The organism is Bartonella sp. HY761 (assembly GCF_026743145.1).
Lineage (GTDB): Bacteria > Pseudomonadota > Alphaproteobacteria > Rhizobiales > Rhizobiaceae > HY038.
In genome coordinates this window covers 2,321,626-2,348,558 of the sequence record NZ_CP104887.1, presented here as the reverse complement: position 1 = coordinate 2,348,558, position 26,933 = coordinate 2,321,626, and the positions used below count along the sequence as shown (strand labels likewise).

The 26,933-nt window shown below is 41.0% G+C and carries 26 protein-coding genes; 11 read left to right on the top strand and 15 right to left on the bottom strand.

The annotated features are described in order from the left end of the window. The first annotated feature begins 50 nt into the window (after positions 1-50). The 5 genes from N6A79_RS10185 to N6A79_RS10165 all read left to right on the top strand — a co-directional run bounded on the left by N6A79_RS10185 (position 51) and on the right by N6A79_RS10165 (position 5,438). Complete coding sequence (locus N6A79_RS10185; RefSeq protein ID WP_268545856.1) at positions 51-1,703, top strand: electron transfer flavoprotein-ubiquinone oxidoreductase; 1,653 nt, start codon at positions 51-53, stop codon at positions 1,701-1,703. Between the two features lie 843 nt (positions 1,704-2,546). Further along, on the top strand, positions 2,547-3,296 hold the full coding sequence (locus N6A79_RS10180) for a carbonic anhydrase (RefSeq protein WP_268545855.1): 750 nt from the start codon (positions 2,547-2,549) through the stop codon (positions 3,294-3,296). Positions 3,297-3,479: 183 nt separating this feature from the next. Beyond that, the gene (locus N6A79_RS10175; RefSeq protein WP_182417523.1) at positions 3,480-4,034 is read left to right on the top strand and encodes a biotin transporter BioY; all 555 of its coding nucleotides are present in this window, start codon (positions 3,480-3,482) and stop codon (positions 4,032-4,034) included. Then, entirely contained in the window at positions 4,031-5,011 is a 981-nt protein-coding gene (bioB, locus tag N6A79_RS10170) for a biotin synthase BioB (RefSeq protein WP_268545854.1), read from the top strand. Before N6A79_RS10175 ends, bioB begins: the two co-directional genes overlap by 4 nt. Positions 5,012-5,204: 193 nt before the next feature. Next, the gene (locus N6A79_RS10165; RefSeq protein ID WP_268545853.1) at positions 5,205-5,438 is read left to right on the top strand and encodes a hypothetical protein; all 234 of its coding nucleotides are present in this window, start codon (positions 5,205-5,207) and stop codon (positions 5,436-5,438) included. A gap of 313 nt (positions 5,439-5,751) precedes the next feature. On the opposite strand, the gene N6A79_RS10160 is transcribed toward N6A79_RS10165, so the two are convergent. Then, the gene (locus N6A79_RS10160; RefSeq protein WP_268545852.1) at positions 5,752-6,312 is read right to left on the bottom strand and encodes an ActR/PrrA/RegA family redox response regulator transcription factor; all 561 of its coding nucleotides are present in this window, start codon (positions 6,310-6,312) and stop codon (positions 5,752-5,754) included. Positions 6,313-6,554: 242 nt separating this feature from the next. Continuing rightward, positions 6,555-7,841, bottom strand: a complete 1,287-nt coding sequence (locus N6A79_RS10155; RefSeq protein ID WP_182417520.1) for an ActS/PrrB/RegB family redox-sensitive histidine kinase — start codon at positions 7,839-7,841, stop codon at positions 6,555-6,557. 291 nt (positions 7,842-8,132) lie between these two features. Here N6A79_RS10155 and N6A79_RS10150 point away from each other — a divergent pair, with 291 nt between their 5' ends. From N6A79_RS10150 to N6A79_RS10130, 5 genes are all read left to right on the top strand, one after another. Further along, positions 8,133-9,245 carry an S-(hydroxymethyl)glutathione dehydrogenase/class III alcohol dehydrogenase gene (locus N6A79_RS10150; RefSeq protein ID WP_268545851.1) on the top strand — a complete coding sequence of 371 codons (1,113 nt, stop codon included), beginning with the start codon at positions 8,133-8,135 and terminating at the stop codon, positions 9,243-9,245. 36 nt (positions 9,246-9,281) lie between these two features. Further along, entirely contained in the window at positions 9,282-10,124 is an 843-nt protein-coding gene (fghA, locus tag N6A79_RS10145; protein ID WP_268545850.1) for an S-formylglutathione hydrolase, read from the top strand. 104 nt (positions 10,125-10,228) lie between these two features. Further along, positions 10,229-11,332 (top strand): redox-regulated ATPase YchF, encoded by a 1,104-nt coding sequence (gene ychF / locus N6A79_RS10140; protein ID WP_268545849.1) that lies wholly within the window; start codon positions 10,229-10,231, stop codon positions 11,330-11,332. A 158-nt stretch (positions 11,333-11,490) separates the two neighbouring features. Then, positions 11,491-12,798, top strand: coding sequence for an aminotransferase class V-fold PLP-dependent enzyme (locus tag N6A79_RS10135; protein WP_268545848.1), 1,308 nt, complete (start codon positions 11,491-11,493; stop codon positions 12,796-12,798). Positions 12,799-12,953: 155 nt separating this feature from the next. Next, the gene (locus N6A79_RS10130) at positions 12,954-13,877 is read left to right on the top strand and encodes a YiiG family protein (RefSeq protein ID WP_268545846.1); all 924 of its coding nucleotides are present in this window, start codon (positions 12,954-12,956) and stop codon (positions 13,875-13,877) included. A gap of 153 nt (positions 13,878-14,030) precedes the next feature. Here the strand turns inward: N6A79_RS10130 and N6A79_RS10125 are convergent, their stop codons facing one another. From N6A79_RS10125 to fabA, 7 genes are all read right to left on the bottom strand, one after another. After that, positions 14,031-14,600: an adenine phosphoribosyltransferase gene (locus N6A79_RS10125; protein ID WP_182417515.1), complete on the bottom strand. Its 570-nt coding sequence runs from the start codon at positions 14,598-14,600 to the stop codon at positions 14,031-14,033. Between the two features lie 126 nt (positions 14,601-14,726). Continuing rightward, positions 14,727-15,584, bottom strand: coding sequence for a cytochrome c1 (locus tag N6A79_RS10120; protein WP_268545845.1), 858 nt, complete (start codon positions 15,582-15,584; stop codon positions 14,727-14,729). After that, a complete protein-coding gene (locus tag N6A79_RS10115; protein ID WP_268545844.1) occupies positions 15,578-16,840 on the bottom strand; it encodes a cytochrome b in 1,263 nt (420 codons plus the stop codon). The genes N6A79_RS10120 and N6A79_RS10115 overlap by 7 nt, the downstream gene beginning before the upstream one ends. Positions 16,841-16,843: 3 nt before the next feature. Next, positions 16,844-17,392 carry a ubiquinol-cytochrome c reductase iron-sulfur subunit gene (petA, locus tag N6A79_RS10110; protein WP_268545843.1) on the bottom strand — a complete coding sequence of 183 codons (549 nt, stop codon included), beginning with the start codon at positions 17,390-17,392 and terminating at the stop codon, positions 16,844-16,846. Positions 17,393-17,725: 333 nt separating this feature from the next. Continuing rightward, positions 17,726-18,544, bottom strand: a complete 819-nt coding sequence (gene fabI / locus N6A79_RS10105) for an enoyl-ACP reductase FabI (RefSeq protein WP_268545842.1) — start codon at positions 18,542-18,544, stop codon at positions 17,726-17,728. A 112-nt stretch (positions 18,545-18,656) separates the two neighbouring features. Continuing rightward, on the bottom strand, positions 18,657-19,877 hold the full coding sequence (gene fabB / locus N6A79_RS10100; protein WP_262078432.1) for a beta-ketoacyl-ACP synthase I: 1,221 nt from the start codon (positions 19,875-19,877) through the stop codon (positions 18,657-18,659). A 309-nt stretch (positions 19,878-20,186) separates the two neighbouring features. Beyond that, positions 20,187-20,699, bottom strand: coding sequence for a 3-hydroxyacyl-[acyl-carrier-protein] dehydratase FabA (fabA, locus tag N6A79_RS10095; RefSeq protein ID WP_182417509.1), 513 nt, complete (start codon positions 20,697-20,699; stop codon positions 20,187-20,189). Positions 20,700-21,136: 437 nt separating this feature from the next. Here fabA and irrA point away from each other — a divergent pair, with 437 nt between their 5' ends. After that, positions 21,137-21,568 carry an iron response transcriptional regulator IrrA gene (gene irrA, locus N6A79_RS10090; protein WP_182417508.1) on the top strand — a complete coding sequence of 144 codons (432 nt, stop codon included), beginning with the start codon at positions 21,137-21,139 and terminating at the stop codon, positions 21,566-21,568. A 530-nt stretch (positions 21,569-22,098) separates the two neighbouring features. Here the strand turns inward: irrA and N6A79_RS10085 are convergent. The 6 genes from N6A79_RS10085 to N6A79_RS10060 form a co-directional block, all read right to left on the bottom strand. Next, entirely contained in the window at positions 22,099-22,404 is a 306-nt protein-coding gene (locus N6A79_RS10085) for a SelT/SelW/SelH family protein (protein ID WP_268545841.1), read from the bottom strand. A gap of 11 nt (positions 22,405-22,415) precedes the next feature. Then, positions 22,416-23,066: a ribosome biogenesis GTP-binding protein YihA/YsxC gene (gene yihA / locus N6A79_RS10080; protein WP_182419731.1), complete on the bottom strand. Its 651-nt coding sequence runs from the start codon at positions 23,064-23,066 to the stop codon at positions 22,416-22,418. A 5-nt stretch (positions 23,067-23,071) separates the two neighbouring features. Continuing rightward, on the bottom strand, positions 23,072-24,988 hold the full coding sequence (gene yidC / locus N6A79_RS10075) for a membrane protein insertase YidC (protein ID WP_268545840.1): 1,917 nt from the start codon (positions 24,986-24,988) through the stop codon (positions 23,072-23,074). Beyond that, the gene (gene rnpA / locus N6A79_RS10070) at positions 24,978-25,379 is read right to left on the bottom strand and encodes a ribonuclease P protein component (protein WP_182417505.1); all 402 of its coding nucleotides are present in this window, start codon (positions 25,377-25,379) and stop codon (positions 24,978-24,980) included. The genes yidC and rnpA overlap by 11 nt, the downstream gene beginning before the upstream one ends. A 21-nt stretch (positions 25,380-25,400) precedes the next feature. Continuing rightward, positions 25,401-25,535 carry a 50S ribosomal protein L34 gene (gene rpmH, locus N6A79_RS10065; RefSeq protein WP_005864709.1) on the bottom strand — a complete coding sequence of 45 codons (135 nt, stop codon included), beginning with the start codon at positions 25,533-25,535 and terminating at the stop codon, positions 25,401-25,403. A 253-nt stretch (positions 25,536-25,788) separates the two neighbouring features. Beyond that, on the bottom strand, positions 25,789-26,760 hold the full coding sequence (locus tag N6A79_RS10060; RefSeq protein WP_268545839.1) for an Lnb N-terminal periplasmic domain-containing protein: 972 nt from the start codon (positions 26,758-26,760) through the stop codon (positions 25,789-25,791). Positions 26,761-26,933 lie beyond the last annotated feature (173 nt).

The window sequence follows — 26,933 nt, the reverse complement described above, 5'->3', positions numbered from 1 at the left end:
TTATTAGAATAAATATAAATTAAATTTCAGTGGTATGGGTTGGACGTAATATGGACGCGCAAGAGCGGGAAAGTATGGAATTTGATGTTGTCATTGTTGGGGCAGGGCCAGCTGGTCTTGCGGCATCAATACGTTTAAAACAAATCAATCCTGATCTTAATATTGTTGTTCTTGAAAAAGGGGCTGAAGTTGGTGCCCATATTCTTTCTGGCGCGGTAGTTGATCCTATTGGTATCGATGCGCTGCTGCCCAATTGGCGTAAAGATGCGAGCCACCCTTTTAAAACTGCGGTAACTGATGATGTATTTTTTGATTTAACCGCAACTAAGGCAAAGACAGTACCAGCATTTATGTTGCCAAAGCTTACTTCTAATCACGGTAATTATATCGTATCGCTTGGCAATGTTTGTCGCTGGCTTGCTGAGCAGGCTGAAGCACTAGGCGTTGATATTTATCCCGGCTTTGCTGCTGTTGATGTTGTTTTTGATGATAATGGCGCCGTCAAAGGTGTAATTACTGGAGATATGGGGATTGAGCGCGATGGTACTCAAGGGCCTAATTATACGCCTGGCATGGCATTGCTCGGCAAATATGTATTAATTGGCGAAGGCGCGCGCGGCTCTTTAGCTAAGCGATTGATTAGCCATTTTGATCTTCAGCAGGGGCGTGATCCGCAAAAATTTGGCATTGGCATTAAAGAGCTTTGGGAAGTTGCCCCCGAAAAGCATAAGGCAGGGCTCGTGCAGCATAGTGCTGGGTGGCCATTGGATAATCAAACCGGTGGCGGATCTTTTCTGTATCATTTGGAAGATAATCAGGTGGCAGTTGGCTTTGTTGTACACCTTAATTATAAAAACCCTTATTTGTCACCCTTTGAAGAATTCCAGCGTTTTAAAACCCACCCAGCCATTTCACCACTTTTTGAAGGTGCTAAGCGTATTGCTTATGGCGCACGCGTTATTACCGAAGGTGGCTGGCAATCCGTGCCAAAGCTGACTTTTGCGGGAGGCGCACTTATTGGTTGTTCTGCCGGATTTGTAAATGTGCCGCGCATTAAAGGTTCGCATAATGCTGTATTATCGGGGCTTTATGCTGCTAATCATATTGCACAAGCAATAGCTGAAGGTAGGGCACAGGACGAAGTTGTAGAAATTGAAAATGAATGGCGACAAAGTGCAATAGGTAAGGATCTTTATCCTGTGCGAAATTTTAAGCCGCTTTGGTCAAGATTTGGTAGCAAGCTTGGGGTTGCGCTGGGTGGTTTTGATTTGTGGTGCCAGCAATTATTAAAATTTTCAGTTTTTGGCACGCTGTCGCACGGTAAGGCTGATTATGCCTGTTTAGAGCCTGCCGAAAAGCACCAAAAAATCGACTATCCAAAGCCTGATAATGTGTTGACTTTTGATCGCTTGTCTTCGGTCTTTTTGTCCAACACCAATCATGAGGAAGATCAACCTTGCCATTTAAAATTGGCATCATTGGACGTGCAAGAAGCGTCTGAATTGAGCAAATATGCAGGCCCATCAACGCGCTATTGTCCTGCCGGTGTTTATGAATGGGTGGAAAAAGATGGTAAGGAAACCTATGTCATTAATGCCCAAAATTGTGTGCATTGCAAAACTTGTGATATCAAAGATCCAAATCAAAATATTAACTGGACATGTCCGCAAGGCGGTGAAGGGCCAGTTTATCCTAATATGTAAGTTTTAATGGATCAAGTTGCTGACGTTAGACAGGGGAAGCGTTTTGGGTGATTACCTGGAACTATCCATCACTTTTTCAAATATACCGCTTTGTTTGTAATGCGTGATATGTTTAAGATTCTTAAATCTCGCCGATGTTTTTTTAAAAACTATATAGCTTTGCGCTAAAATGCCTAAAATAAAAATTTCTGTTTGCATATTCAGTAATATATTTGTGATTGCTTGCATATTAGAATAATTAAATGTGAACCAATTTCCTGCTAAAATTGCAGAGCTTTGTCTTGCTTTTTAAGCAATATGCTCAAATTGTGTTCTTACTTTAATTGGGGCTCGTTTGTGATAGTTATAGACATATTATTGATTTTATTTAATGAATAGTATTTTAAAAAGTTTTACTGTTATTTTTTTTGTTTGGATTCCTAAAATTTGCTTAAAATATGGCTAAAATTAGTAAAGCATTTTTTGCAGGTTTTTACTTTCAATTTGTTAAACATTGTTATTTGCAATTTATTTTTTTTGAGATTAACCAGTACTCATTAAAGTGTTTTACTTGTCATAGGTATTTTAAATTAAACTTGTCAAATATAGTTATGTTTTTTGTTTGGGCTTGATGGTAGTTGAGCGAAAATAAATTAATACGGGCTGCTGATTGCTTGAAAAAATGTCTAACGGGTTTGGTTTAACATAAAAGTGATGTGCATTTTAATCGCTAGCGAATTCGGGCAAATTGTCTTTTGTAAGTGCTGCGCTAGGTAACAATAATAAACATCTTATCTGAAATAATTAGCATTTTGGTGTGATGTAAAAATTCAAATTCATATTTATATGCATAAGGGCGTTATTATGAAAAAAATTAAAACTCTCATTCTTTCTAGTGTTTTCTCTCTCTCATTGGTTTGTGTAGCTTCTGCTGGCGTGCATTGGGGCTATGAAGGAGCCGAGGGACCTGAATATTGGGGTGATTTGGCGCCAGAATACGCACAATGTAAGATTGGTAAAAATCAGTCGCCGATTGATATTCAAGAAATTCATGAAAGTAGCGAAAAAAGTCCAATTAAGATCCATTATGAAATTACTGCTGATGAGTTGGTAAATAATGGTCATACAATTCAAGTTTCCCCAAAAAATGCTGATGATTATTTGACTTTCAAGGGTGAAAAATACTTCCTTAAGCAATTCCATTTCCACGTACCAAGTGAAAATACAATTTTGAAGCGTTCCTTCCCATTGGAAGCACATTTTGTGCATGCTACGAAAGAAGGTAAATTGCTTGTTCTAGCCGTAATGTTCAATGAAGGTGAAGAAAGTAAATCATTTAAACAAATTCTCTCTAGCATTCCTGAAGAACACGACAAAACGGTTGATGTTGGTGAAGAAATTGATTTGGATGATATGATCCCAAATACGGAACATTATTATCATTTCGATGGTTCTTTAACAACACCTCCTTGCAGTGAAGGTGTAACTTGGATCGTGCTTAAAGATACTAAAACAATAGGAAAAGACCAGGTTGAAGCTTTAGCTAAAATCTTAAAGCATCATAATAATCGTCCTATTCAACCATTGAATGATCGTAAGGTTGATGAAAACTAATTAATTTTATCTTTATAAATAATAACTTGACGTGGCGGAATGAAAACTCATTCCGCCATTTTTTTACGATGAATAAAATTATAGATAAAATTAAAATAAATATACTATATTGATTTAATTTATCTGATAAGTGTAAGATGTAAGTGAGAATCATGAGAAATTATAGATAAAATTGAGATTGAAATGAAAACAGCGCTTTCTACACTATCGCTCACCCAAATTAGCCTTAAACATGTTGTGGCTTTTGTTGCTGGTTTGGCGGCACTTATTATTTCGTCAAAAATTCAAATTCCATTTTGGCCAATTCCAATGTCTATGCAGGTGGCTGTCGTCTTTTCATTGGGTTTGTTAGGGGGTGGGCGTTATGCATTTTTGACATTAATGGCATTTTTAACTATTGGTGCAGCTGGATTTCCAGTCTTTGCCAATTCACCGGAGCGAGGGCTAGGTCTTGCCTATATTCTTGGTCCAAGCGGTGGTTATCTTATTGGTTTTGTTATTGCTGGTACGCTTATCGGCTATATGCGTAACTTGTCCCTATACAAAGTCATATTAGGTGCAATTGCACTATTATTGGTTATCTATTTTTTGGGCACCTTATGGCTTTCTCTTTATGTGCCAGCTAACCAATTGCTATATGTTGGTGTATTTCCTTTTGTTTTGAGTGATTTTTTAAAGCTTACTTTGGCTATTGGACTTTGGTATGGTGTAAAAAATATTAAGGTGCGAAGCAAATGAGCAACTATACTGCAAGTTTGCGCTATGATTGGACAATAGCAGAAATTGAAGCACTTTATTGCCTGCCTTTACTGGAGCTTTTGAGTAAGGCAAATGATGTACACCGCCAATATCATCCAAAGGCCGAAATACAGATGGCTAGCCTTTTGTCGATTAAAACCGGCGGTTGTCCTGAAAATTGCGCTTATTGTTCGCAATCTGCACATCACAAGGAAACCGAACTTACTCGTGATAAGCTAATGCAGCCACAAAAAGTAATAGAGCTCGCACTGTTAGCCAAACAAGCAGGCGCATCGCGATTTTGCTTAGCGGCAGCTTGGCGGCAAGTCAAAGATGGTCCTGAATTTGACGCGGTGCTTGAAATGGTGCGAGGCATTCGGCATTTGGGCATGGAGGCGTGCGTCACGCTTGGTATGTTAAAGCCCCATCAAGCAAAAAAATTGAAACAGGCCGGCCTTACTGCTTATAATCATAATATTGATACAAGTCCGCAATTTTATAGCAATATTATTACCACCAGAACATTTGACGACCGTTTGAAAACCTTACAATATTTACGTGATGAACAAATTGAACTTTGCTGCGGTGGGATTATTGGTCTTGGGGAAACTATAAAAGATCGCTCTTCGATGTTGCAAGTATTAGCGCGGCTTTATCCGCACCCTGAAAGCGTGCCGATAAATGCTTTAGTGCCTATTATCGGCACGCCTTTGCAAAATCAAAAAACAGTGGATTCGCTTGAGCATATTCGCATGATTGCAACGGCGCGGATCATTATGCCAAAGTCTGTCATTCGTCTAGCGGCAGGTCGCTCGTTACTTAATAAAGAGGCACAAATCTTGTGTTTTCTTGCTGGTGCAAATTCGCTTTTTTATGGCGAGAAACTTTTGACAACACCTAATAATCAAGAAGATGAGGATCGGGGTTTCTTAAACGCGCTAGTGGCGATTAACCCGAAAGCGCAAGCATTGGTCTAAAAGGTAGGAGAGTTTTTATGAAGTAAAATATTAAAGCCTTCTGCCCTTTATTATGGCAGTTTTAACTCTATTTTCTTTAGGTCTTGGCTTCGGCATTAAATAATCTTAAGCCTTACACACTTGATAGCAAGATAAAGGATTATATGCCCTTTATTCTGGTAGCGTAAAATATCAGTAGGGTTGGCGCGGCTTATTGGCTGTTGCAGGCCATGAAGCATATTATAAGGATTTGGCTGGTAGTGTCCGTGTCAATTTAAATGCCAGTGATAAATTATCCCTTTGGTTACTAGTTGGCTATAAATCTGAAGTAATCATTATCGTATTGATAATTCCTATCAACCATGCATCATTGATGGAGAATTTTTTATTAGTATTTATTGCCTTAATGAAAGAATTTATAGCGATTGGGGGCAAATGGTCGATATAGAGGATCTGTGTATATCAGATTGATGAAAAACGTCTTGTAATTTGCAGTTAAATTATGATGGGGCAAATAGTTTCGCGACATCGGCCAATCTCATATATGAAGCTGTGCCAAACTTACTCATCAATCCAGAAATTAATTATATTCTTTGGGAAAACAATTACCACTTGCATAATTATGTAGTTTTAATGAAAGGTAAAAGTGCCTTTTACTGCATGCTAAAGATACTATGCTTTTTTACGCAATTAGTTTCAAATAAAGCGGATAATGGTTTTTGAATAGTATTATCCGCTTTATTATGTTTTAATTTATTTGCCTATTTGGGTGCATGTTTGGCTAAAATACGCTGCAATGTCCGCCGATGCATATTAAGGCGGCGTGCAGTTTCAGACACATTGCGGTCGCACATTTCATAAACCCGTTGAATATGTTCCCAGCGCACACGATCTGCTGACATTGGATTTTCTGGAATGGTTGCCTTTTGTCCCGGCAATCGGGTCAAGGCTTCAAAAACTTCATCAGCATCAGCGGGCTTAGCCAAATAATCAATTGCCCCCAGTTTAACTGCATTAACTGCAGAAGCAATATTGCCAAAGCCGGTTAAAACAATAACCCGTGTTTGGGCGCTGTAATTGCGCATTTCCTCGATAACGTCCATACCGTTACCGTCAGTTAACTTGAGATCGATAACTGCAAAATCTGGTGCCGCATTGGCGTGAAGCATGGTAATGGCGTCACGAACAGTTTCAACTGCGGTAACGATAAAACCACGGGCTTCCATGGCTCGTGCCAATCTTTGTAAAAAAGGACGATCATCATCTACTAAGAGGAGTGTTTTTCCAGCAACCAAGTTTTCTTCTTCTTGGTCTTCCCGCATATTTATATCCATCTCTTACCCAATAAAACTTGTGTCGTTTTATGCACAAGCTAAAAAAGTTGTTGCCTATGCCCCTTTATCGCCAAGACTTGTTTCTGTGTCAAACCTTAAAATTAAAACTGCTTTAGTTAAAGCTTTTAAATGTTATAAAATGTTGATTAATGTTTTTAGTCTGTGCATTTTAATATTATCATCAATAATATCGATCATTGATGATCCAAATGGTTCAATCATATAGCCGATCAACTCAATGCTGATCGTGGCCATAAAATTTTGATTTCGGCACCAAGTGCAGAGTCTGGATTATTTCTAAATTCAAGCATAGCACCCGAGCGTTCAAGCAAGGTTTTGGCAATAAATAAACCAAGACCAAGGCCTCCACCATGGCTATCAGTTTCGCGGCTGGTGGTATATGGCTCGCCAATACGGTCAATAATATGAGGTGGAAAGCCCATGCCGTCATCGGTAATAATGATCTCTACGTCTTTATTAGTCCATTTATAATTGATGATAACTCTGCTGCGGGCAAAATCCACCGCATTTTCAACTAAGTTGCCAATACCATATAAAATACCAGGGTTGCGGGCAATTTCAGGCTCCTTATCGTTAGAGCCAATATTGGTTACTATAATATCAATGTCAAAGTCACGCAGTGGTGCTACAGCTTCCTCAATTGCTGAGGTAAGTTTTAATACAGCAAAATGATCTGGGGTTTCAGTCGAGAGGCTAGTAAGGCGCTGCAATATTTCACGGCATCTTTGGCTTTGGCTAATAAGTAGTGCAACATCTTCTTGCACTGTTGCATCATTTTTTAATTGAATACTTAATTCTTTGGCGACGAGCTGAATGGTTGCAAGCGGTGTGCCAAGCTCATGGGCCGCCGCCGCCGCAATACCATCTAAAGCTGAAAGGTGCTTTTCTTGTAATAAAATTAGCTCTGTATCCGTCAATGCATCGGCAAGTTTGCGCGCTTCTTCGGCAACGCGGAAGGAGTAAAAAGTGGTAAAAGTTAATGATGATATGATAGCTGCCCAAACGCCCACAATGAACAATGGTGGTAATTCTAATGCTGTTCCTTGATACCAAGGTAAGGGTAAGTATTTGACAGCTAAAAGCGTTGCACAGCCTATGACAAAAAGGTTGAGTAAGACGATAAAGCGCACTTCAAGAGAAGTTGCAGCAAGAGCTGCAGGGGCGATCATCAATACAGAAAATGGATTCTGCAAACCGCCAGTAAAAAATAATAAAATCGATAATAATGCAATATCAAGTCCTAATAATAAGGTCGTGCCTATTGGAGATAAACGATGATTGGGTGGATAATAAAAATTGAGAAAAATATTGACCAATGCCGAAAAAGCGATTGTCACCATTGCTGCCCTTAAGGGTAGGGGAAAGCCAAAATAAAGGGCAACAAACAACACTGAAGATGTTTGGCAAATGATAGCAAGCCATCTTATGCGGACAAGAGTAACAAGGCGTAAAAGGCGAGAATGATTGGATGCGCGTTCAAAAATTTGACTATACATGGCTGCCTTAACCCCTAACATGAATATGTTCATAGACGGTATTCTATTTGCCTTTGTCAAGAGACTAGCAAAGCCGCTATCAAATATGGTCGGATTTTCTACTAAAAAACGCCGAATAAATTAGGCATGGAAAATAAATTATAAAGAGAGCATTTAATAAGACTAAGGAATCGCATAATCTTGAATTATTATAAATTATTGGGTTGGTACATTTTAACAAGGTATTCGTAACCCCACCAGCTTCAAATCTAAAGTGCAAGCTGAAGCGCAAATATCAAATTGGAGTAGACAATGAAAACACGTGCGGCAGTTGCTTGGGAAGCTAAAAAACCCCTTACCATTGAAACCATTGAAATTGGTGGGCCAAAGGCTGGTGAGGTTCTTGTCGAGATTATGGCAACAGGCGTTTGCCATACGGATGCTTATACACTTTCTGGGCTTGATTCTGAAGGGCGGTTCCCAGCCATTCTTGGTCATGAAGGCGCTGGTATTGTGCGCGAAATTGGTGCGGGTGTCACATCGGTAAAAGTGGGCGATCATGTTATTCCACTTTATACGCCAGAATGTCGTGGTTGCAAAACTTGCCTTTCGCAACGCTCCAACCTTTGCACATCAATTCGCTCTACCCAAGGTTTGGGGCTAATGCCTGATGAAACATCACGCTTTTCTTGTGATGGCGGTGAAATTTTTCATTATATGGGGTGCTCAACTTTTTCTAATTTTACCGTTTTGCCAGAAATTGCAGTTGCAAAAGTGCGCGAAGATGCGCCTTTTGACAAGATCTGTTATATTGGTTGCGGCGTCACTACTGGTATTGGCGCTGTTGTTTATACAGGCAAGGTTTGGCCAGGAGCTAATGTTGTGGTCTTTGGGCTTGGCGGCATTGGTCTTAACGTCATTCAAGGTGCGCGTATGGTTGGCGCCGATAAAATTATTGGTGTTGATTTAAATCCATCAAAAGTTGAGCTTGCTAAAAAATTTGGCATGACGCATTTTATCAACCCTAATGATGTTGGCCGCGATAAGGTGGTTGAGGCTATTCAAGATATTACCGGCGGCGGCGCAGATTTTTCTTTTGAGTGTATCGGCAATGTTCATACTATGCGCCAAGCATTGGAATGTTGTCATCGCGGCTGGGGTGAAGCTATTATTATTGGCGTTGCGCCATCAGGTGCTGAAATTTCAACCCGTCCTTTCCAATTAGTGACGGGGCGCGTGTGGAAAGGTTCAGCCTTTGGTGGTGCAAGAGGGCGCACCGATGTGCCAAAGATTGTTGATTGGTATATGGAAGGCAAGATTGATATTGACAGTCTTATCACGCATACCATGCCGCTTGATGAGATTAATACCGCTTTTGACCTGATGCATGAAGGAAAATCAATCCGCTCGGTTATTCTTTATTAAAAACTCTATTGCCCAAAATATAAAAAGGTAAGCCAGATGGAAATAGTTTCACAAGCCCTTAGCTTTGGTGGTGTTCAAGGCGTCTATCGGCATAAGTCTTTGGTTAATCATTGCGATATGACTTTTGCTTTATTCATGCCGCCACAAACTAAAAATTCTAAAGTCAAGGTGCCTTTGTTATGGTTTCTATCAGGGCTTACCTGCAGCCACCAAAATGTTATGGATAAGGGCGAATATCGGCGTCTGGCGGCCGAGCTTGGGGTTGCAATAATTTGCCCTGATACCAGTCCGCGTGGTGATGATGTGCCCGATGAACCTGATAATTGGCAATTTGGTAAGGGCGCTGGTTTTTATGTTGATGCGCTAGAGACGCCTTTTACCAAAAACTATAATATGTATTCCTATATTGTCGAGGAATTGCCTGCATTCGTTGCAGAAAATTTTGCTATTGATATGCATCATCAATCAATTATGGGACACTCAATGGGTGGCCATGGCGCGATGATGATTGCGCTTAAAAACCCTTTGCGTTTTAAGTCGGTTTCAGCTTTTGCGCCGATTGTTAACCCGTCAACCTCTGATTGGTCTATTGGCGCTTTTAAAAAATACCTTGGTGAGGACAGTGCAAAATGGCGGAGCTATGATAGTGTATGCTTGATTGAAGATGGCGCGCGGCTCGATAATTTGCTGATCGATCAAGGCAGTAAAGATAGCTTTCTTGAAAAAGGTTTGAAGCCGAAATTATTGGTTGAAGCATGTGAAAAGGCGAATATGCCACTTACTTTAAACATGCGTGAAGGCTATGACCATTCATATTTCTTCATTTCAACCTTTATGGATAATCATTTACGTTATCATTTTAACTTTTTAAAATCGTAGTCGTTTTTTCAAGCCTAAAAGCTAGAATTTTTCTTGGTGGTAAAAATTGAAAAATATGCTATAGGCAAGAAATAATTTTCAAAAAAACAGGATTAGCGCAAACCATGGGTTTCAAATGTGGTATTGTTGGCTTGCCAAATGTTGGCAAATCAACCCTTTTCAATGCTTTAACCAAAACAGCAGCGGCTCAAGCCGCCAATTATCCTTTTTGCACCATTGAGCCAAACACTGGCGAAGTTGCTGTGCCAGATCCACGGATGCGCCAAATTGCTGCTATTGCTGGTTCAAAGGAAATCATTCCAACACGGATTAATTTCGTAGATATTGCGGGCCTTGTGCGCGGTGCGTCGAAGGGCGAAGGTCTTGGCAACCAGTTTCTTGCCAATATTCGTGAAGTCGATGCGATTGTTCATGTGTTGCGCTGCTTTGAAGATGATGATATTACCCATGTTGAAGGGCGTATTGATCCTGTATCTGATGCGGCAACGGTTGAAACAGAACTAATGCTTTCAGATCTTGAAAGCCTAGAGCGCCGTGTCGCGGCTATGCGCAAAAAAGCAGCAAGCAAAGATAAAGAAGCATTAAGTGTTTTGCCTATGATGGAAGAAGCATTAACGCTTTTACAAGAGGGTAAGCCTGTTCGCTTGCTCTTGAAGGGTATTGCTGCTGAGGATCGCACAATTCTTGATGGCCTTAATCTTCTAACTTCAAAACCCGTGCTTTATGTATGCAATGTTGCAGAAAGCGATGCGGCGACAGGTAATGAGTTTTCAAAAGCCGTTGATGAAATGGCTAAGGAGCAAGGAGCGGAATCAGTGATTATTTCTGCGGCGATTGAAGCAGAAGTTGCCCAATTGCCTGATGAAGAAGCTGGTGAATATTTGGATGCTATGGGCTTGACCGAGCCAGGGCTTGATCGCCTTATCCGTGCTGGTTATCATCTACTGGATCTTATCACCTATTTTACTTGTGGCCCAAAAGAAACCCGTGCTTGGACAATTAAACGTGGTACCAAAGCACCGCAAGCAGCTGGTGTTATCCATAGTGATTTTGAACGCGGCTTCATTCGTGCGCAAACCATTGCCTTTAATGATTATGTAACCCTTGGTGGTGAAGTACCAGCAAAAGAAGCTGGTAAAGCGCGTGATGAGGGTAAGGAATATGTGGTACAGGACGGCGATGTCATGCTGTTCCGCCATAATACTTAAATACTTTCAACCAACACGCCTTTGATGAAATCAAAGGCGTGTTGTATTGTCAAATAAAGGTCATAAGTCTTTAATGCCAATGACATAAAACAATGGCACTGCCTTTTATCAAATAGCACTAAGCCTTTTTGCATCTTTTGATTGCAGTTGGCTTAAATATGAAAGATAAAGAGGCAGCAATGACATTAAAAAGACGGCAATTTTTAATTGGATCAGTTCTTGGTTCAACCTTAGCAAGCAGCCTTGTTTCAAAGGTAAGCCTTGCACAAAATAAGCCAAATATTCCCGAAAGTAGTAGCTCGTCTTCAGCGCCCGATTGGGTTGATCTTTATGATGTAGATCGTTCACTTGCCAATTTGGAAAATGCCTATTGGGGCATTATGGCAAAGCCAGTGCTTGAACGCTATATTGAGGAAACAAAACGGGTTAATTTTCAAAATACAATCTATGCCCGCTCAAGCTTTGGTGTAGATATGAAAGCATCATTACAATCGGTTGCAGAATTAGCTGGGGTTGGTGCTGATGAGATTGCTTTTACACGCGGTGCTACCGAAGCGCTGCAAATTTTAATTTCGGGCTATAATAAGTTAGAGCCAGGCGATGAAGTACTTTATAGCGACCTTGATTATGACTCTATGCAATATGCTTTTAACTGGCTTCAACAAAGGCGCGGCGTTAGTGTTAAGCGCTTTGCTATTCCAGAACCTGCAAGCTATGAGTTAATTCTTGATACCTATAGAAATATTTTGGAAAATAGCCCCAAGGCAAAGCTATTACTATTAACCCATTTATCTCATCGTACTGGTCTTGTTATGCCCGTTCGGGAAATCGTTGAGATGGCAAGGGCCAAAAATGTTGATGTCATTGTTGATGCTGCTCACTCATGGGGGCAACTTGATTTTAATATTGATGATCTTGGTGCTGATTTTGTTGGCTGTAATTTACATAAATGGATTGGTAGCCCGGTTGGGGTAGGATTTTTTTATATACGTCGTTCACGATTAGATGCAATTGATACTCATCTTGCCGATGGTGATTGGCCAAGTGACAATATCAGATCTCGTATTCACACCGGCACGCTGAATTTTGCAACTATATTAACTGTACCGACAGCTGTTGATCTTCATAAAAAAATTGGTGTCGTAAAAAAGCAAGCGCATTTGCAAAAGATGCGAAATCGCTGGGTCGATGCTTTACAGGAAAATAAGTTCATAGAAATTTTAACCCCCAATGATCCGCGCCTTTATGGTGGTATCACTTCGTTTCGCATCAAAGGAAAAACATCAAAGGAAGACAATAATGCAATTGTTAAGCAATTGCGGGATGAATTTTCAGTTTTAACCGTGCGGCGCGGCGGTGTTGTTAAGGGGGATTGTATCCGCGTTGCACCTGCACTCTATACTACAAATAGTGAGATAGATCAATTTATAACAGCTATAAATAATATTACTGATCAATATAAATAGTATTGAAGTTGTATAAAAATTTGCAATTTGTATAAAGTCGTGTGTAAATTTTATGGCTTACCATTTTCTATTGATATTTTATTATAAAAATATTTAATACTAACTGACGTAATCTAAATTTTTTTTGAAGTAACAATTAAACATAGGACCTAAATATGAAGAAATTTATACGCCAAGTTTTTGTCGCTTTGTGTTTTACTGGCGCATTAAGCTGTAGCTTTGTCGGTAGCGTTTTTGCTCAAACGCAAGAAGAAGCAAGTGAGGGTGTTGACCGCGCAGCAGTTGCCAAAACAAATGCCTATGTTTCGTTGCTCAACCGCACTTTGCGTGCCAATGAATCGCTTAATTTTTACAAAAGTTGGGTTGATATGAAAGTTGGGCCTACGGGGAAAGAGCGTCATATTTATGGTAATTATCCAACCTATGATGTGAAGAGCCTCATCGAGTCTGCGCGTGCTAAGATTGATGCAGAACCTGCAATGCCTGAACTTGATAAAGCTGTTGCAGCTTATATCGAGGTTTATGAAAAATTAGCGCCTGTTCTTAACAAAGCCTACAAATATTATGAGCGCCAAGATTATAAGTCAGATAAAATGGCTGGCGGTAAAGAATATCACAAGGTAATTGCTGAGCTAGATCCTCTTTATACACAAACCTTGAGTGATTTTGAAAAGGCATTGAATGTTGAAAAGGATAAGCTTGACCTTGCTCTCTTAGACCAGATTGAAAAGCAAGAAGGCAAAAAAGACGCTTGGCATAAGCAAAATGTCATGTTGCGTGCGCATCATGTTATGGATTTATTGCCAAGCAATGAGACACCGATTGTCGATATGAAAGAATTTAATGCTGCAATGGAAAAATATGGCACTGCAGTTAAAGATATGGATGATTACACCGCCGAAAATCCAAGCGCATTGATGGGGTTTGAAGTATTCCCAAGCCAATTACTTGGCAGCCTACGCACTGTGCAAGAAGTGTTGGCTAAAAATAAAGGCGATGGTCGTAAAGGCGGCGTACCTCAAGCGCTGCAAATGCTTACAACTACTTATAACACTATGGTGACGTTGTCTTCAATGTAAGCTAATTATGCTGCATTGAAAGTAAACCACATCATCGTCAATTTTAATGGCAATAAAGCTATAGCCTTTATTGCCATTTTTATTTTGTTTAATTGCAAATGAAATTATAAGATGAATTGTGCTGTTGATAGGGATAGACTATTTAATTTCGATTTAAGCATCATCAAAGCTCATCAAGGTGCAGACATCAACACCAAGATTGCGCAATTTTTCTGCGCCGCCAAGCTCTGGTAAATCAATAACAAAACAAGCTGCTACCACTTCCGCCTCCAATTGGTGCAATAACTGTACGGCTGCAACGGCTGTGCCGCCAGTGGCGATTAAATCATCAACCAAAACCACTTTTTCACCGGGGCGTATCGCATCGCGGTGCATTTCCATTTCATCAACACCATATTCAAGACTATAGGCGATGTGCACTTTATTAAAGGGAAGTTTTCCTTTTTTGCGAATAGGTACAAAACCCGCCGATAATTGGTAAGCCATAGCCCCACCGATAATAAAGCCACGGGCTTCAATGCCAGCAACCTTGTCAATTTTTGTACCAACAAATGGATAAACCATCGCATCCATAGCAAGGCGAAAGGCACGGGCATCACCTAAAAGAGTCGTAATATCACGAAAGACAACGCCGGGCTTTGGATAGTCTCGAATTGCGCGAATGGAAGGGCGCAAAACTTCAGTCAAATTGGCATTATTTAAATCAAAAGGATGATCGCTCACGGTTTTCCGCCTTTTAAAACTAGAATTTTAGACATGTTTCTTTATGAATGCATTTTATCAAGTTAAAGCATAGTTATCAAATTTAGCAAGATCAGCTATAAATGTGCAATCCAATTCTATAAAATGCTATTTCTTCTCAGCCCAAATACGTCTCTTGCTATAATAGGCAAGTCCAGCAAACATGATTAAAAAAACAATGACGCGAAAGCCAGTTTTCTTGCGTTGTTCCATATGCGGGTCAGATGCCCACATCAAAAAAGCTGAAACATCTTTGGCATATTGATCAAGGGTTTGTGGGCTGCCATCTTCATAAACAACACTATCATCATAAAGCGGCTGCGACATGGCGATGGCATCGCTTGCATTAAAATAGGGGTTATAATAGGTGCCCTCAGTAATCTCATGGCCGCTAGGCGCATCGCTATAGCCAGTAAGAAGCGCGTAAATATAATCAGGACCGGCGGAGGTGTAATTGGTAAAAACATCGCCGATAAAGCCGGGGAAGGGGGCAGGTATGGATCTTGCCCGTGCCATTAACGATAAATCAGCCGGTACTGCTCCATTATTGGCAAAAGCGGCTAGCTTATCATTGGCGAATGGTTTGGGGAAATAATCAACCGGTTGGGCAGGGCGCATTTTAATCTCGCCTTCCTCATCGGGTTCGCTAGGTACTTCATAGCCTGCTGCTAATGCTTTAATTTTTTCATCATCAAGACCAATGCCTTTTAAATGACGGAAAGACACAAATTTTAAAGAATGGCAAACCGAGCAAACTTCTTGATAGACCTTAAAGCCGCGTTGTAACTGATTTTTGTCATAAACACCAAAGGGGCCGGAAAAGCTCCACTCTTGTTTTACTGGTTGCTCTATCGGATAGTGGGGGACAGCCTCATTATCTGAACTGTGACTTATGGCTGCATTGAGAGATAGGCCAAGAATAGCAAAGGCAAGGGCAATAGTTTTCTTGATTGATAATTTTACCATAGGCTTTTCCCCCGTTCTTTACGCACAGCAAGATCAGCCGTGATAGAGGCTGGAAGCGGTAAAGTTTTTTCAAAACGCGGTAAAAATGGCATAATAATTAAAAAGAAAACAAAATAATAGGCAGTACCAATTTGCGCCCATAAAATATAAATATCTTCAACAGATCGCGTACCAAGCCAGCCAAGCATAATGACATCAGCAATAAATAGCCAAAAGAACAATTTGAAAATAGGGCGATAGCGACATGAGCGTATTTTAGAGCGATCAAGCCATGGCACAAATATTAATACGCCAACTGAGCCAAATAACACTAAAACGCCGCCAAGGGTTGAGTTTATTGGACCAAAATCAAAAGTTATGGCGCGTAGCATCGCATAAAAAGGCAAAAAATACCATTCAGGCTGAATATGTGGCGAGCTTTTAAGCGGATCGGCTTCAATAAAATTATCAGGGTGGCCAAGATAATCCGGCATATAAAAAAGAAACCATGCAAAAAATATTAAAAATACGCTAATCGCAAAAATATCTTTTATCATTGCAAAGGGAGTAAAAGGCACGGTTTCATCAGGTTTTTGAACCTCAACACCCGTCGGGTTATTTTGCCCAACAACATGGATAGCCCAAACATGAAGACCAACTAACAAAAGCAAAATAAACGGAAAAAGATAATGCAAAGCGTAAAAACGGTTTAATGTTGGTTGCCCAAGACTATAGCCGCCCAAAATGGTTTCATAAAGCCAATCTCCAATAAAAGGTATTGCTTTGAAAAAATTGGTTATGACGCTTGCAGCTGAAACCGACATTTGACCCCAAACCAGTACATAGCCAAGAAAGGCAGTCGCCATCATCACAAAATAGATCAGCACACCCAAAATCCAAACAATTTCACGCGGCCGTTTATGCGAACCATAATAAAGACCGCGAGCAAGATGGATATAGGCGGCAATAAAGAAAAATGATGCGCCAACCCCATGCCAAGGACCAAATAGCCAACCAAATTGCCCATCACGCATGAAACGCTCACGCGATTCAAAGGCAATAGCCACATCTGGCACATAATGCATAGCCATGACAATGCCGGTTAATATTTGCGAAACGAGCATTAGGCTTAAAATGCCGCCGAAGGTGTAAAAATAATTCAAATTGCGTGGTACAGGAAAAGAGACGGCTAGATCATGCATCATGCGCATTACAGGCAAGCGCTCATCCATAAACTGGCCTAATTTGGTTTTGGGGGTATAGCTTGATTTTTTCATAGCCTAACCAATCCGCACAATGGTATCAGAAATAAACTCATAAGTCGGGATAGCAAGATTTTTATTGGCTGGACCATTGCGCACTCGTCCTGCTGTGTCGTAGCTTGAGCCATGGCAAGGGCAGAACCATCCGCCATAACGCCCAGATTGACCAAGCGGCACACAGCCAAGATGGGTGCATAAATCAACCATGATTATCCAGTTTTGTCGCCCTTCGCCAGCACTACGGTTTATATCTGTCGCTGTTGCACTTGCTTCCATATTATTATTGCGGGCATTTTGATCCTTTAAGGCATCAAGCGGCGTTTCTTGCGATTCCTTAATTTCTTTTGGAGTGCGATTGCGGATAACCACTGGCTGACCACGCCATTTGACAATAATGGACATGCCTTCTTCAATGCCAGATATATCTACTTCTATCGAGCCAGCTGCAAGCGTTGCTTCATCAGGTCGCATCTGGTCAATAAATGGCCAACCAACGGCGGCAACACCGATACTACCTGCAACACCCGTTGCTAAAAACAAAAAATCGCGTCTTGTCTGCTTGCTCATATAGGGTCTATAGCGAATGCTAATCCAATTATCATTGTCTTTGTTAAAGTCATGATCGACATAATTTCAATTATATTTAAGGTCTTTTAATATGAGTAAATTTCCATGTCGAAAACCCAAAATAACCGACCTATTTTATACTATTTTTCCTTAGCACGCTCGTTTCTCTGCGCCAAGTTTGAATTATTATAATTTATCGCGCGAAAAGTCGCAGTAGGTTGTTTTTTAAATTATAATATTGATTAGCATCCTGTATTAGCCATTTAGGCATAAAAAAAGGAAAGGTTTTATGGCCTTTCCTTTTCATAAAAATTCATGTGAATTTATGTGTTACTATTCGCCCAAAGCTTCTTCACTTTGGGTCAATTCTTCCAAGGATGGTGTAGATAAAATATTATAACCAGAGTCAACATAATGGATTTCACCGGTTACACCGCTTGACATATCTGATAATAAATAAAGGGCAGATTGACCAATTTCATCAATTGATACGGTTCTGCGCAGTGGCGCATTGCGGCGTTGATAGGAGAAGATGGCGCGTGCTGCGCCAATTCCATTACCTGCCAATGTGCGTACGGGACCGGCTGAAATTGCATTAACGCGAATATTTTGAGGGCCGCAATCAGCCGCACAATAGCGTACCATTGTTTCAAGCGCTGCTTTAGCAACACCCATCACATTATAATTTGGCACGACGCGTTGTGACGCTCCATAGGTCAGCGTTATGATAGAGCCACCATTAGGCATTAATTTTTGCGCGCGCTGTACAACTTCTGTAAAGGAAAATGCCGAAATAACCATAGTACGGCTAAAGTTTTCACGCGTTGTCACATCGACATAGCGCCCCTTTAGCTGTGATTTATCGGAAAAGCCAATGGCATGAACGATAAAGTCAATGGTTCCCCATTCCTTTTCTAAAGTTTCAAATACTGCATCAACCGATGCAATATCTTCCACATCACAGGGCAGTAAAAATTTTGATTCTAGCTTTTCAGCAAGCGGTTTTACTCGTTTACCAAAAGCATCACCTTGATAGGTAAAGGCCAATTCAGCACCCGCATCAGCAAGTGCGCAAGCAATCCCCCAGGCGATGGAATGGTCATTAGCAACACCCATAATCAGGCCGCGCTTACCCTTCATCAATCCCTGCATTTTATTCTCCATCGACCATGGATCTTATCCCGGTCGCATGTACCTGAATAGTGATCTCGTTAGTATTTACCGTTTTGTTCAATTTAAATTCTTTATTATGGGCTAATAGCACTTAGCGGTATTTTTGAAAAACCAGCGATGCATTGGTGCCGCCAAAGCCAAAGGTGTTGGATAGCACTGTATTAAGTTCAACATTATCGCGACGTTGGCGCACAATTGGCATATCTGCAAATTGTGGGTCAAGCTCATCAATATGGGCGCTTTCGCAGATAAAGTTATTTTGCATCATCAGCAATGTGTAAATAGCTTCTTGTACACCAGCTGCTCCAAGTGAGTGACCGGTTAAGGATTTGGTTGCTGAAATTGGTGGGCTCTTATCAGCACCGCCAAAAACGCGGCGAATAGCTTCTATTTCTGGTGGATCACCAACCGGTGTTGACGTTGCATGTGGGTTTATGTAGTCAATTGGATTATTGACATTGGCAAGAGCCATACGCATGCAACGCTCAGCGCCTTCACCTGATGGAGCCACCATGTCATGACCATCAGAGGTTGCGCCATAGCCGATGATTTCGCCATAGATTTTCGCGCCGCGCGCCTTAGCGATTTCAAGCTCTTCAAGAACCAAGACGCCAGCACCACCAGCAATGACAAAACCGTCACGATTAGCATCATAAGAGCGCGAAGCACGTGATGGTGTATCATTATATTTTGAGGACATGGCACCCATGGCGTCAAATAATACCGACAGCGTCCAATCCAGATCTTCACAACCACCGGCAAAAACGCGGTCTTGCTTGCCGTATTGAATGGTTTCAAAAGCATTGCCGATACAATGGTTTGATGTCGCACAAGCAGATGAAATACTATAATTAACGCCTTTAATTTTGAAAAATGTGGCGAGTGTTGCTGAAGCGGTTGAGCTCATGGCTTTTGGAACGGCAAAGGGGCCTACGCGTTTAGGGCCTTTTTCGCGGGCAATATCAGCTGAATCCACAATTGCACGAGTGGAAGGACCACCAGAGCCCATAATAATGCCGGTGCGTTCGTTTGATACTTCAAGAGGGCTTAAGCCCGCATCAGCAATGGCTTGATCCATAGCGATGTGGTTCCATGCGGTGCCGCGGCCATGAAAGCGCATGGCGCGCCTATCAACCAATGCTTCAATATCAACAGTGGGCATACCAAAGGCTTGCGCCCTAAATCCTAGATCCGCATATTCTTGCGAAAATGAGATGCCCGATTTTGCTTCTTTTAAGGAAGCAAGCACTTCGTCAGGGTTATTTCCGATTGACGAAACAATCCCCATGCCGGTTACAACAACTCGACGCATCAATTTCTCCTTGGGTAGAACGGGATAATACTTACGTAGTTATCCCTGTAATTCTGTTTGCACCAATTAAATAGGGTGCAATATGTCCTATTAAAGACATGCTGGTGTTTATACATCAAAAGCAGACAAAGTCTTTGCAATTTATGCAAATTTTAATCTGCATTCATGCCAACATGAAAATTAAGACATATTTGTAAATAAATCAAATTTTGGCTAAATTACAATAATCCGATCAACCACGACCATAAAGCCGTGATTGATAATGGCATAATCTAAAGTGCAACTAACCATAGCTGATTGTTGATAATGCTATTCTTTTGATTTAAATAGCCCAACACGCAAATCGCTGGCACGGTAGATAATTTCACCATCAGCCTTGACCCAGCCATCAGCAATGCCAAGTACTAGACGACCGCGTAATACGCGCTTGAAATCTATGCCATATTCAACGAGCTTGGTTTGCGGTGTTACCATGCCAGTAAACTTGACCTCTCCAGTTGAAATGGCGCGGCCCTTGCCAGGTTCGCCAAGCCAACCGAGGAAAAATCCTGTAAGTTGCCACAACGCATCAAGACCAAGACAGCCTGGCATAACTGGATCGCCAATGAAATGGCAAGGGAAAAACCATAAATCTGGCTTAATGTCTAATTCAGCGCGAATCATGCCTTTTCCGAAATCGCCGCCTTGATCTGAGATCGCGGTGATTCTGTCAAACATCAACATTGGCGGGGCAGGAAGCTGTGCGTTTCCTTCTCCAAACATTTCCCCACGGGCGCAGGAAAGCAATTCTTCAAATGTATAGCTAGACTTTTGCTCAGCCATGTTATCTCCATTTATCAAGGCAGATATATATGATATTTAGGTTGCTGCCTTTTTAACATTTGCACTCTCCTAACACAGACAACCACTGCAAGTAAAATCAAAATAGCGCTAAAAAGGGCGTATTTTTGACAAGTCACAATGGTTTATTAGCTTTTTTGCTGGCTATATCTATTTTGAGGAAGAGTTTATCCACAAGCTGAATTAAAACTATACCTTTTTTGACAAGTTTTATTGGCAAAGTTTACAAAAGCGGTTGATTGCGCATGTTTTTAGGCTTATTGTTGATATTACGGACAGGGAAACCTGATGGAAGCGTCTAATCTGAATTTTAGGGCAGGCTTATAAATTTCTTTGAAACTACGTAGTTTCTATAAATATTTGATAAGTTTTGCAAAAGTTATGAATTTGGGTTAAACTTGGGATTTTGAGATAAGCCGATGTATATTGAACCTATTTATGGACTTGAAGACAGATTGCGGGCAAGTGGCTTACGGCCAACCAAACAGCGCCTAGCACTTGCAAAAATGATTTTTGCTAAAGGTCATCGTCATATTGCCGCTGAGGAATTGCATGAAGAAGCAGTAACTGCTGCCGTGCCAATTTCACTTGCCACCGTTTATAATACTTTGCATCAATTTACCGAAGCTGGTCTTTTACGAATTATTGCTGTTGAAGGCTCAAAGACTTGGTTTGATACAAATATTTCGGACCACCATCATTTTTATCTTGAAAATGAAGCAAGGGTTATTGATATTCCTGAAGGACCACAAGGGCAACCCGTTATTACCAATTTGCCAATTCCACCTGAGGGTATGGAAGTCGTTAATGTTGATTTGATTGTGCGTGTGCGTCCTATTCAACGCCAGTAGTTTTAGCTTAGTAAATAATATTGATGAACTCCAGTAAAAATTTATTCTAGTAGTTCTTTAAATATTTATTGTATTGCAAACTTTAACAATTGAGAAAAACCTATGAACCTAATTGGTTCATAGGTTTTTTGTGTTTTATAGGTGTTATATTGAGTGAAGTGAAGTTAAGGCGAGCGAACGGTGTGGCGATTTTCGCAAATAAAGCCAATTTAAAATGCTGAATGCGTGATTGAAAAATATTAAGGTATTGGGGTAGGATCACATTGCCATATAAAAGAAACAAAGCATTATCAAATAAATATAAATTGAATCTTCAAAAGAGTGAATATTTGTGTGGCTTTGCCCCGGGGTCAAGCGTTTTTGCTAAAATTTATTGTGTAATCAACTTTAGGGGGCAAAGGCTTGTTGTTCTATATTATAAGCCTAAAGAAAATAGTAACAAGGTGTTGAAAGCTTTAACGTAAATGCTTTTTTGGCTATGTCATTTAAGCTATGATCCACATAAAATCACCAGTAAAGTCGATAGATTTTTAATCGCCTTTTGTTGCGGTATGTCCATCAATATGACCAAGCTTGCGGTCTGGCCAAACAACATCCCGTAGTAATTGCTTTAATATTTTAGCTTCTGGAAAGCCATTATCACGCTTGCGATCCCAAATAAGATTATCATCGACGTGAATGGTAAAAATACCGCCGGTGCGTGGTCGCAGAATAATTTCGCCAATATCGGTACCGAAGGTTTGTAAAATTTCTTGAGCCAGCCAAGATGCTCGCAACATCCAATTACATTGCGAGCAGTAGGTTATGATGATTATCGGACCTTGATTGCTCATCATTGATAAAAACCTTATGAAATGGCTTCGATAATGGCAGCCTGTACATCGTCAATGCCTTCACCTTTTTCTGAAGATGTAGCAAGTAGGATAGGGAAGGCGGCAGGGCGCTTGGCGATGGCGGCTTGCGTCGCTGTAAAGAGTTTGTCAAAGTCTGACTTTTTAATTTTATCAGTTTTGGTGAGAACGATTTGGTAAGAAACCGCAGCTTTGTCTAACAAGTCTAAAACGTCTGCATCATTCTTTTTGATGCCATGGCGTGAATCGATCAACACATAGACACGCTTTAAGGTTGTGCGGCCACGTAAATAATCAAACACCAAGCGTGTCCATTGTTCGACTTGCGCTTTTGGTGCTTCTGCAAAGCCGTAGCCCGGCATATCGACCAAAGCCATGGGCGGCAAATCACCGTCCACACCGCTATAGCCGTCTGGAACGAAATAATTTAGTTCTTGTGTGCGGCCTGGCGTGTTAGATGTACGCGCCAAGCCTTTGCGGCCAACAAGGGCATTGATGAGTGATGACTTACCAACATTGGAGCGACCAGCAAAGGCAACCTCTGGTGGTCCTTCAGGTGGGAGGAATTTCATTGAAGGCACGCTTCGAATGAAAACCCAGTTACCAGCAAAAAGTGGGGCTCTATTTGGTTTATCGTTCACAGGTATTGTCCCTACTTCTTTGTCTTGTTGGTTTTATTATTTTGACTGGCACTTTTGTTTTGATTGCCACTTTTATTTTGGTTGGTCACAGACGCCGTTGCCGGCTTCTTTTTAAACACACTTTTCAAATTATCAAAGAGCTCAATTTTCACGCCTTGACGCTTCATAATGATACCCTGTTGGATAACTGAAAGCGTGTTGTTCCATGCCCAGTAAATAACCAAACCGGCTGGGAATGCTGCCAACATATAGGTAAATACTAAAGGCATCCAAGTGAAGATCATCGCTTGTGTTGGATCTGGCGGGGTCGGGTTCATGCGCATTTGAATGAACATGGTAATACCCATAATAATTGGCCAAACACCAATAAGCATGAAATCAGGCACATGATAAGGCAATAGTCCAAATAAATTGAAGAGCGATGTTGGGTCTCTTGCGGCCAAATCTTGAATCCAACCGAAGAATGGCGCGTGACGCATTTCAATGGTGATATAAAGAACCTTATAAAGTGCGAAGAAAATAGGAATTTGGATAAGAATTGGCCAACAACCTGCAAGCGGATTAATCTTTTCCTTGCGGTAAAGCTCCATAATCGCTTGCTGTTGTTTGGTTTTATCTTCAGCATATTTTTCGCGGATTTCAACCATTGCAGGTTGTACAGCCTTCATGCGCGCCATAGATTTATAGGATTTATTCGCAAGCGGAAAGAGAATGGTTTTCAAGATAACGGTGGCAAGCAAAATAGCAATACCAAAATTACCAACCATTTTATAAAGCCAGTCAATAAGTGTAAACATTGGCTTAACGATAAGACCAAGCATACCCCAGTCAATCAGCAAACCAAAGCGGTCAATATGCAATTGTGATTCATAGCGATCAAGAATTGCAACTTGCTTTGCACCTGCAAAGGCATGGTTTTTAAAGGATTGCGTTGTACCAGGCGCAATGCTTACGCCGCTTCGATTAAAGTCCGATTGATAGCGGGTACTATTGTCATCGCGATAAGAAAAACTGGCGGTAAAAGGTGTGGTTTGGTCAGGAATAACGGTGACTGCCCAATATTTGTCAGTAATACCAATCCAACCACCAGTCTGTGCGCCAAATTTAACAATGCGATCATCGCCTTGCGCTTTGGCCAAATCAGCATAAGTTTGGTGTTGGCTATTGAGCTGGCCCAATACGCCGATTAACCCTTCGTGGAGGAGATAATTTGCGTTGGATTCACTTGGCGGCGATACGCGTACAACGCGACCATAAGAGCCAAGAGTAACGGCTTTATCGCTATTATTTGTAACTTTGTCTTCAAATGTAAACATGAATTCATCGTCAACTGAAATCGTGCGATAGAATATAAGTCCTTCACCATTGTCATAGCTCAAGGTAACAGGTGTTTGTGGGGTCAAAGTTTGGTTTTCCCCCTCAACCTTCCATAGGCTGGTGTTTGTGACGATCTTATTTGAAGAGTCCGGGGTGACGAAGCCAAATTCAGCCATATAGCCTTGCTTAAAATTGCTTGGATTGAGCAAAGCAATTAGCGGCGAATCTTTATCAACCGTCATTTGATATTTTTTTAATAAAAGATCATCAAGCTTAGCGCCATAAAGATTGATCGAACCTTTAAGATTAGGCGTGTCAATTGCTACGCGCTTTTGGCTAGCAATAACGGCTTCGCGTGCTTGCGGGGTCATTTCAACACTACCAGGCGCCTGGTTGGTGCCGGCTGGAGCTGTTGTGGTCGTGCTATCAGCATTATTGTCAGTAGGAAGCGTTCCTACTGGATTTTGCGCTATTTCCTGTTCAATCTTTTGGGCTTGGTTGGCGACATTTTGCTCCACTTCATTTTGTGGGTTAACAAAAAAATAGCTCCAACCTATCATGATAGCCATTGATAGGGCGATAGCGATAAAAAAATTGCGATTATATTCCATCAGCTGAATCCAGTTGCGGCTTTATGTTTTGTGCCTTACGCCTAATACGACGCTTAAGCTCATTGACTAATTGTTCAAAGGGGACGTGTAAAATATCAGGTCGGGCAACAAAAACGTAATCGGTTGCTTGCGCCAAGTCCTGCTCGATGCTGATGCGTACAGCTTCCCTTAGGCGTCTTTTAATGCGGTTTCGCTTTACGGCATTGCCGTTTTTTTTGCTAACCGTAAAACCAATGCGAGCTGCGCCGTGATTCTTATCTTGGGCGTCCGCATTTTGTTCTTTCATTTCCAGTAGAAAAAGCGGACCACGCCGCTTTTCACCATTTCTTAAAGCCAAAAATTCTGCCCTCTTACGAAGGCGGAGTGGCTTTTTCTTATCAGGGGAAAGCACGACCGGCTATCACACCCAATATTAAGCTGAAAGACGCTTACGACCGCGTGCACGGCGAGCAGCAATAACCTTGCGGCCACCAGCAGTAGCCATACGCGCACGGAAACCGTGGCGGCGCTTGCGAACAAGTTTAGATGGTTGGTATGTACGTTTCATTTATTTTAATACCGCGGTGTGCGGCCCTTCTTGGTTCTAAAACTGCTTTTTTATAAGGTGCAGTTTGACTTGGAACAATTGTTAAACTGCCCGGCTTTTAACCAGACAGTTGTCGCGCTTATACGGATTAGAGGGGGGAAAGTCAATCAACAAGTGGCTTTAAAAGGCTTATCGCTTGGTTACCAACAATAGAATATTATTTTTTTTACTTAAAAGAAAGATGGCATTTTCAGCCACTGCTTAGCCTAAGCGATCATTGTTTGGCAGCAACAAGATCGGGTGGCACTGGTTGGGCAATGCTTATATAAGCCTTAGTCATAGTGTCATGGAGCGGTAATGTGGTGTCGATGAAACCATTTTCATAAAGATAATAGGGAAGGAGCCCAGAAAGTATCACACGGTAATCGCTTGGTAAGTTAGGAAAGCGCTTTTTAGCTAATTCAAATATGACAGTGGTGCAATTGCTAGAAAATGTATTATAAAAACGGGCATTATGTGCAAGGTCATTGGCTGCAGTTAGATATATTAATAAAAGATTTTTTGCGTCTTCCTTGCTGACTCTAAGGGGATAGCGAAAAACACTTTCATATGGGCTGTTTGCACGTTGATAAATGATATCTTCTGTAGTGCCGGCTAGCATGATCAATTCATATTTTTTAAAAAATCCGGCGATATTGGAATATTCTTCATCTCGTTCAATGCGCAATTCTGACGAAAATATAATTTGTCTACCATCAGCAAAGTTAAAGCCAACCAATGAATGGGCAAGATATGGCCCCATCCAATAGGATAGATAAAGATCAACTCCAACAACGCTATTCATGTCATATTCGCCATCAATCCATGAGGTATAGGTATATGTAGGATCGCTCCAATCAAAATTGCGGATATTATGGATATGGGCTGTTTGACCATCAAAATCGGCGGTAACACCATGGGTAAGGGTTGGGTACCAAAGGCGGTCATTGGAAGGAATAATCGTTTGCCACCAAGCAAATACGCATATAAAACTTAGTAAAACCGCAATGCGTCCTCGCCAAGGCCTTTTGCTCCATTGCGTCCATATAACCCAAAGGGAAAATAATAGCCAAAGCGCAAGGAAAATATAGCCGACAGCTTTACCAAAAGGCGCTTGATAATAAAAGGCAAGCCCTGTCCATATAAAGAAAAGGATCAATAGCAAGGATAAGATAATTTTAAATATGATCTTAGTTACTTGTTTCACTATCTATTTCCCCTATAGACCTGAACTGTGTTCAGTTAAGTAACACAAGAATAATGGCAAAATTATTCTCAAAAAATGTCATAAATATATATTCTGTGAACAGATGTTGATGAAGGGGTATCTTAAGCGGTTATTGGGGGTATTTTTATATTTTAGTAAGTAGAATTTCTTTG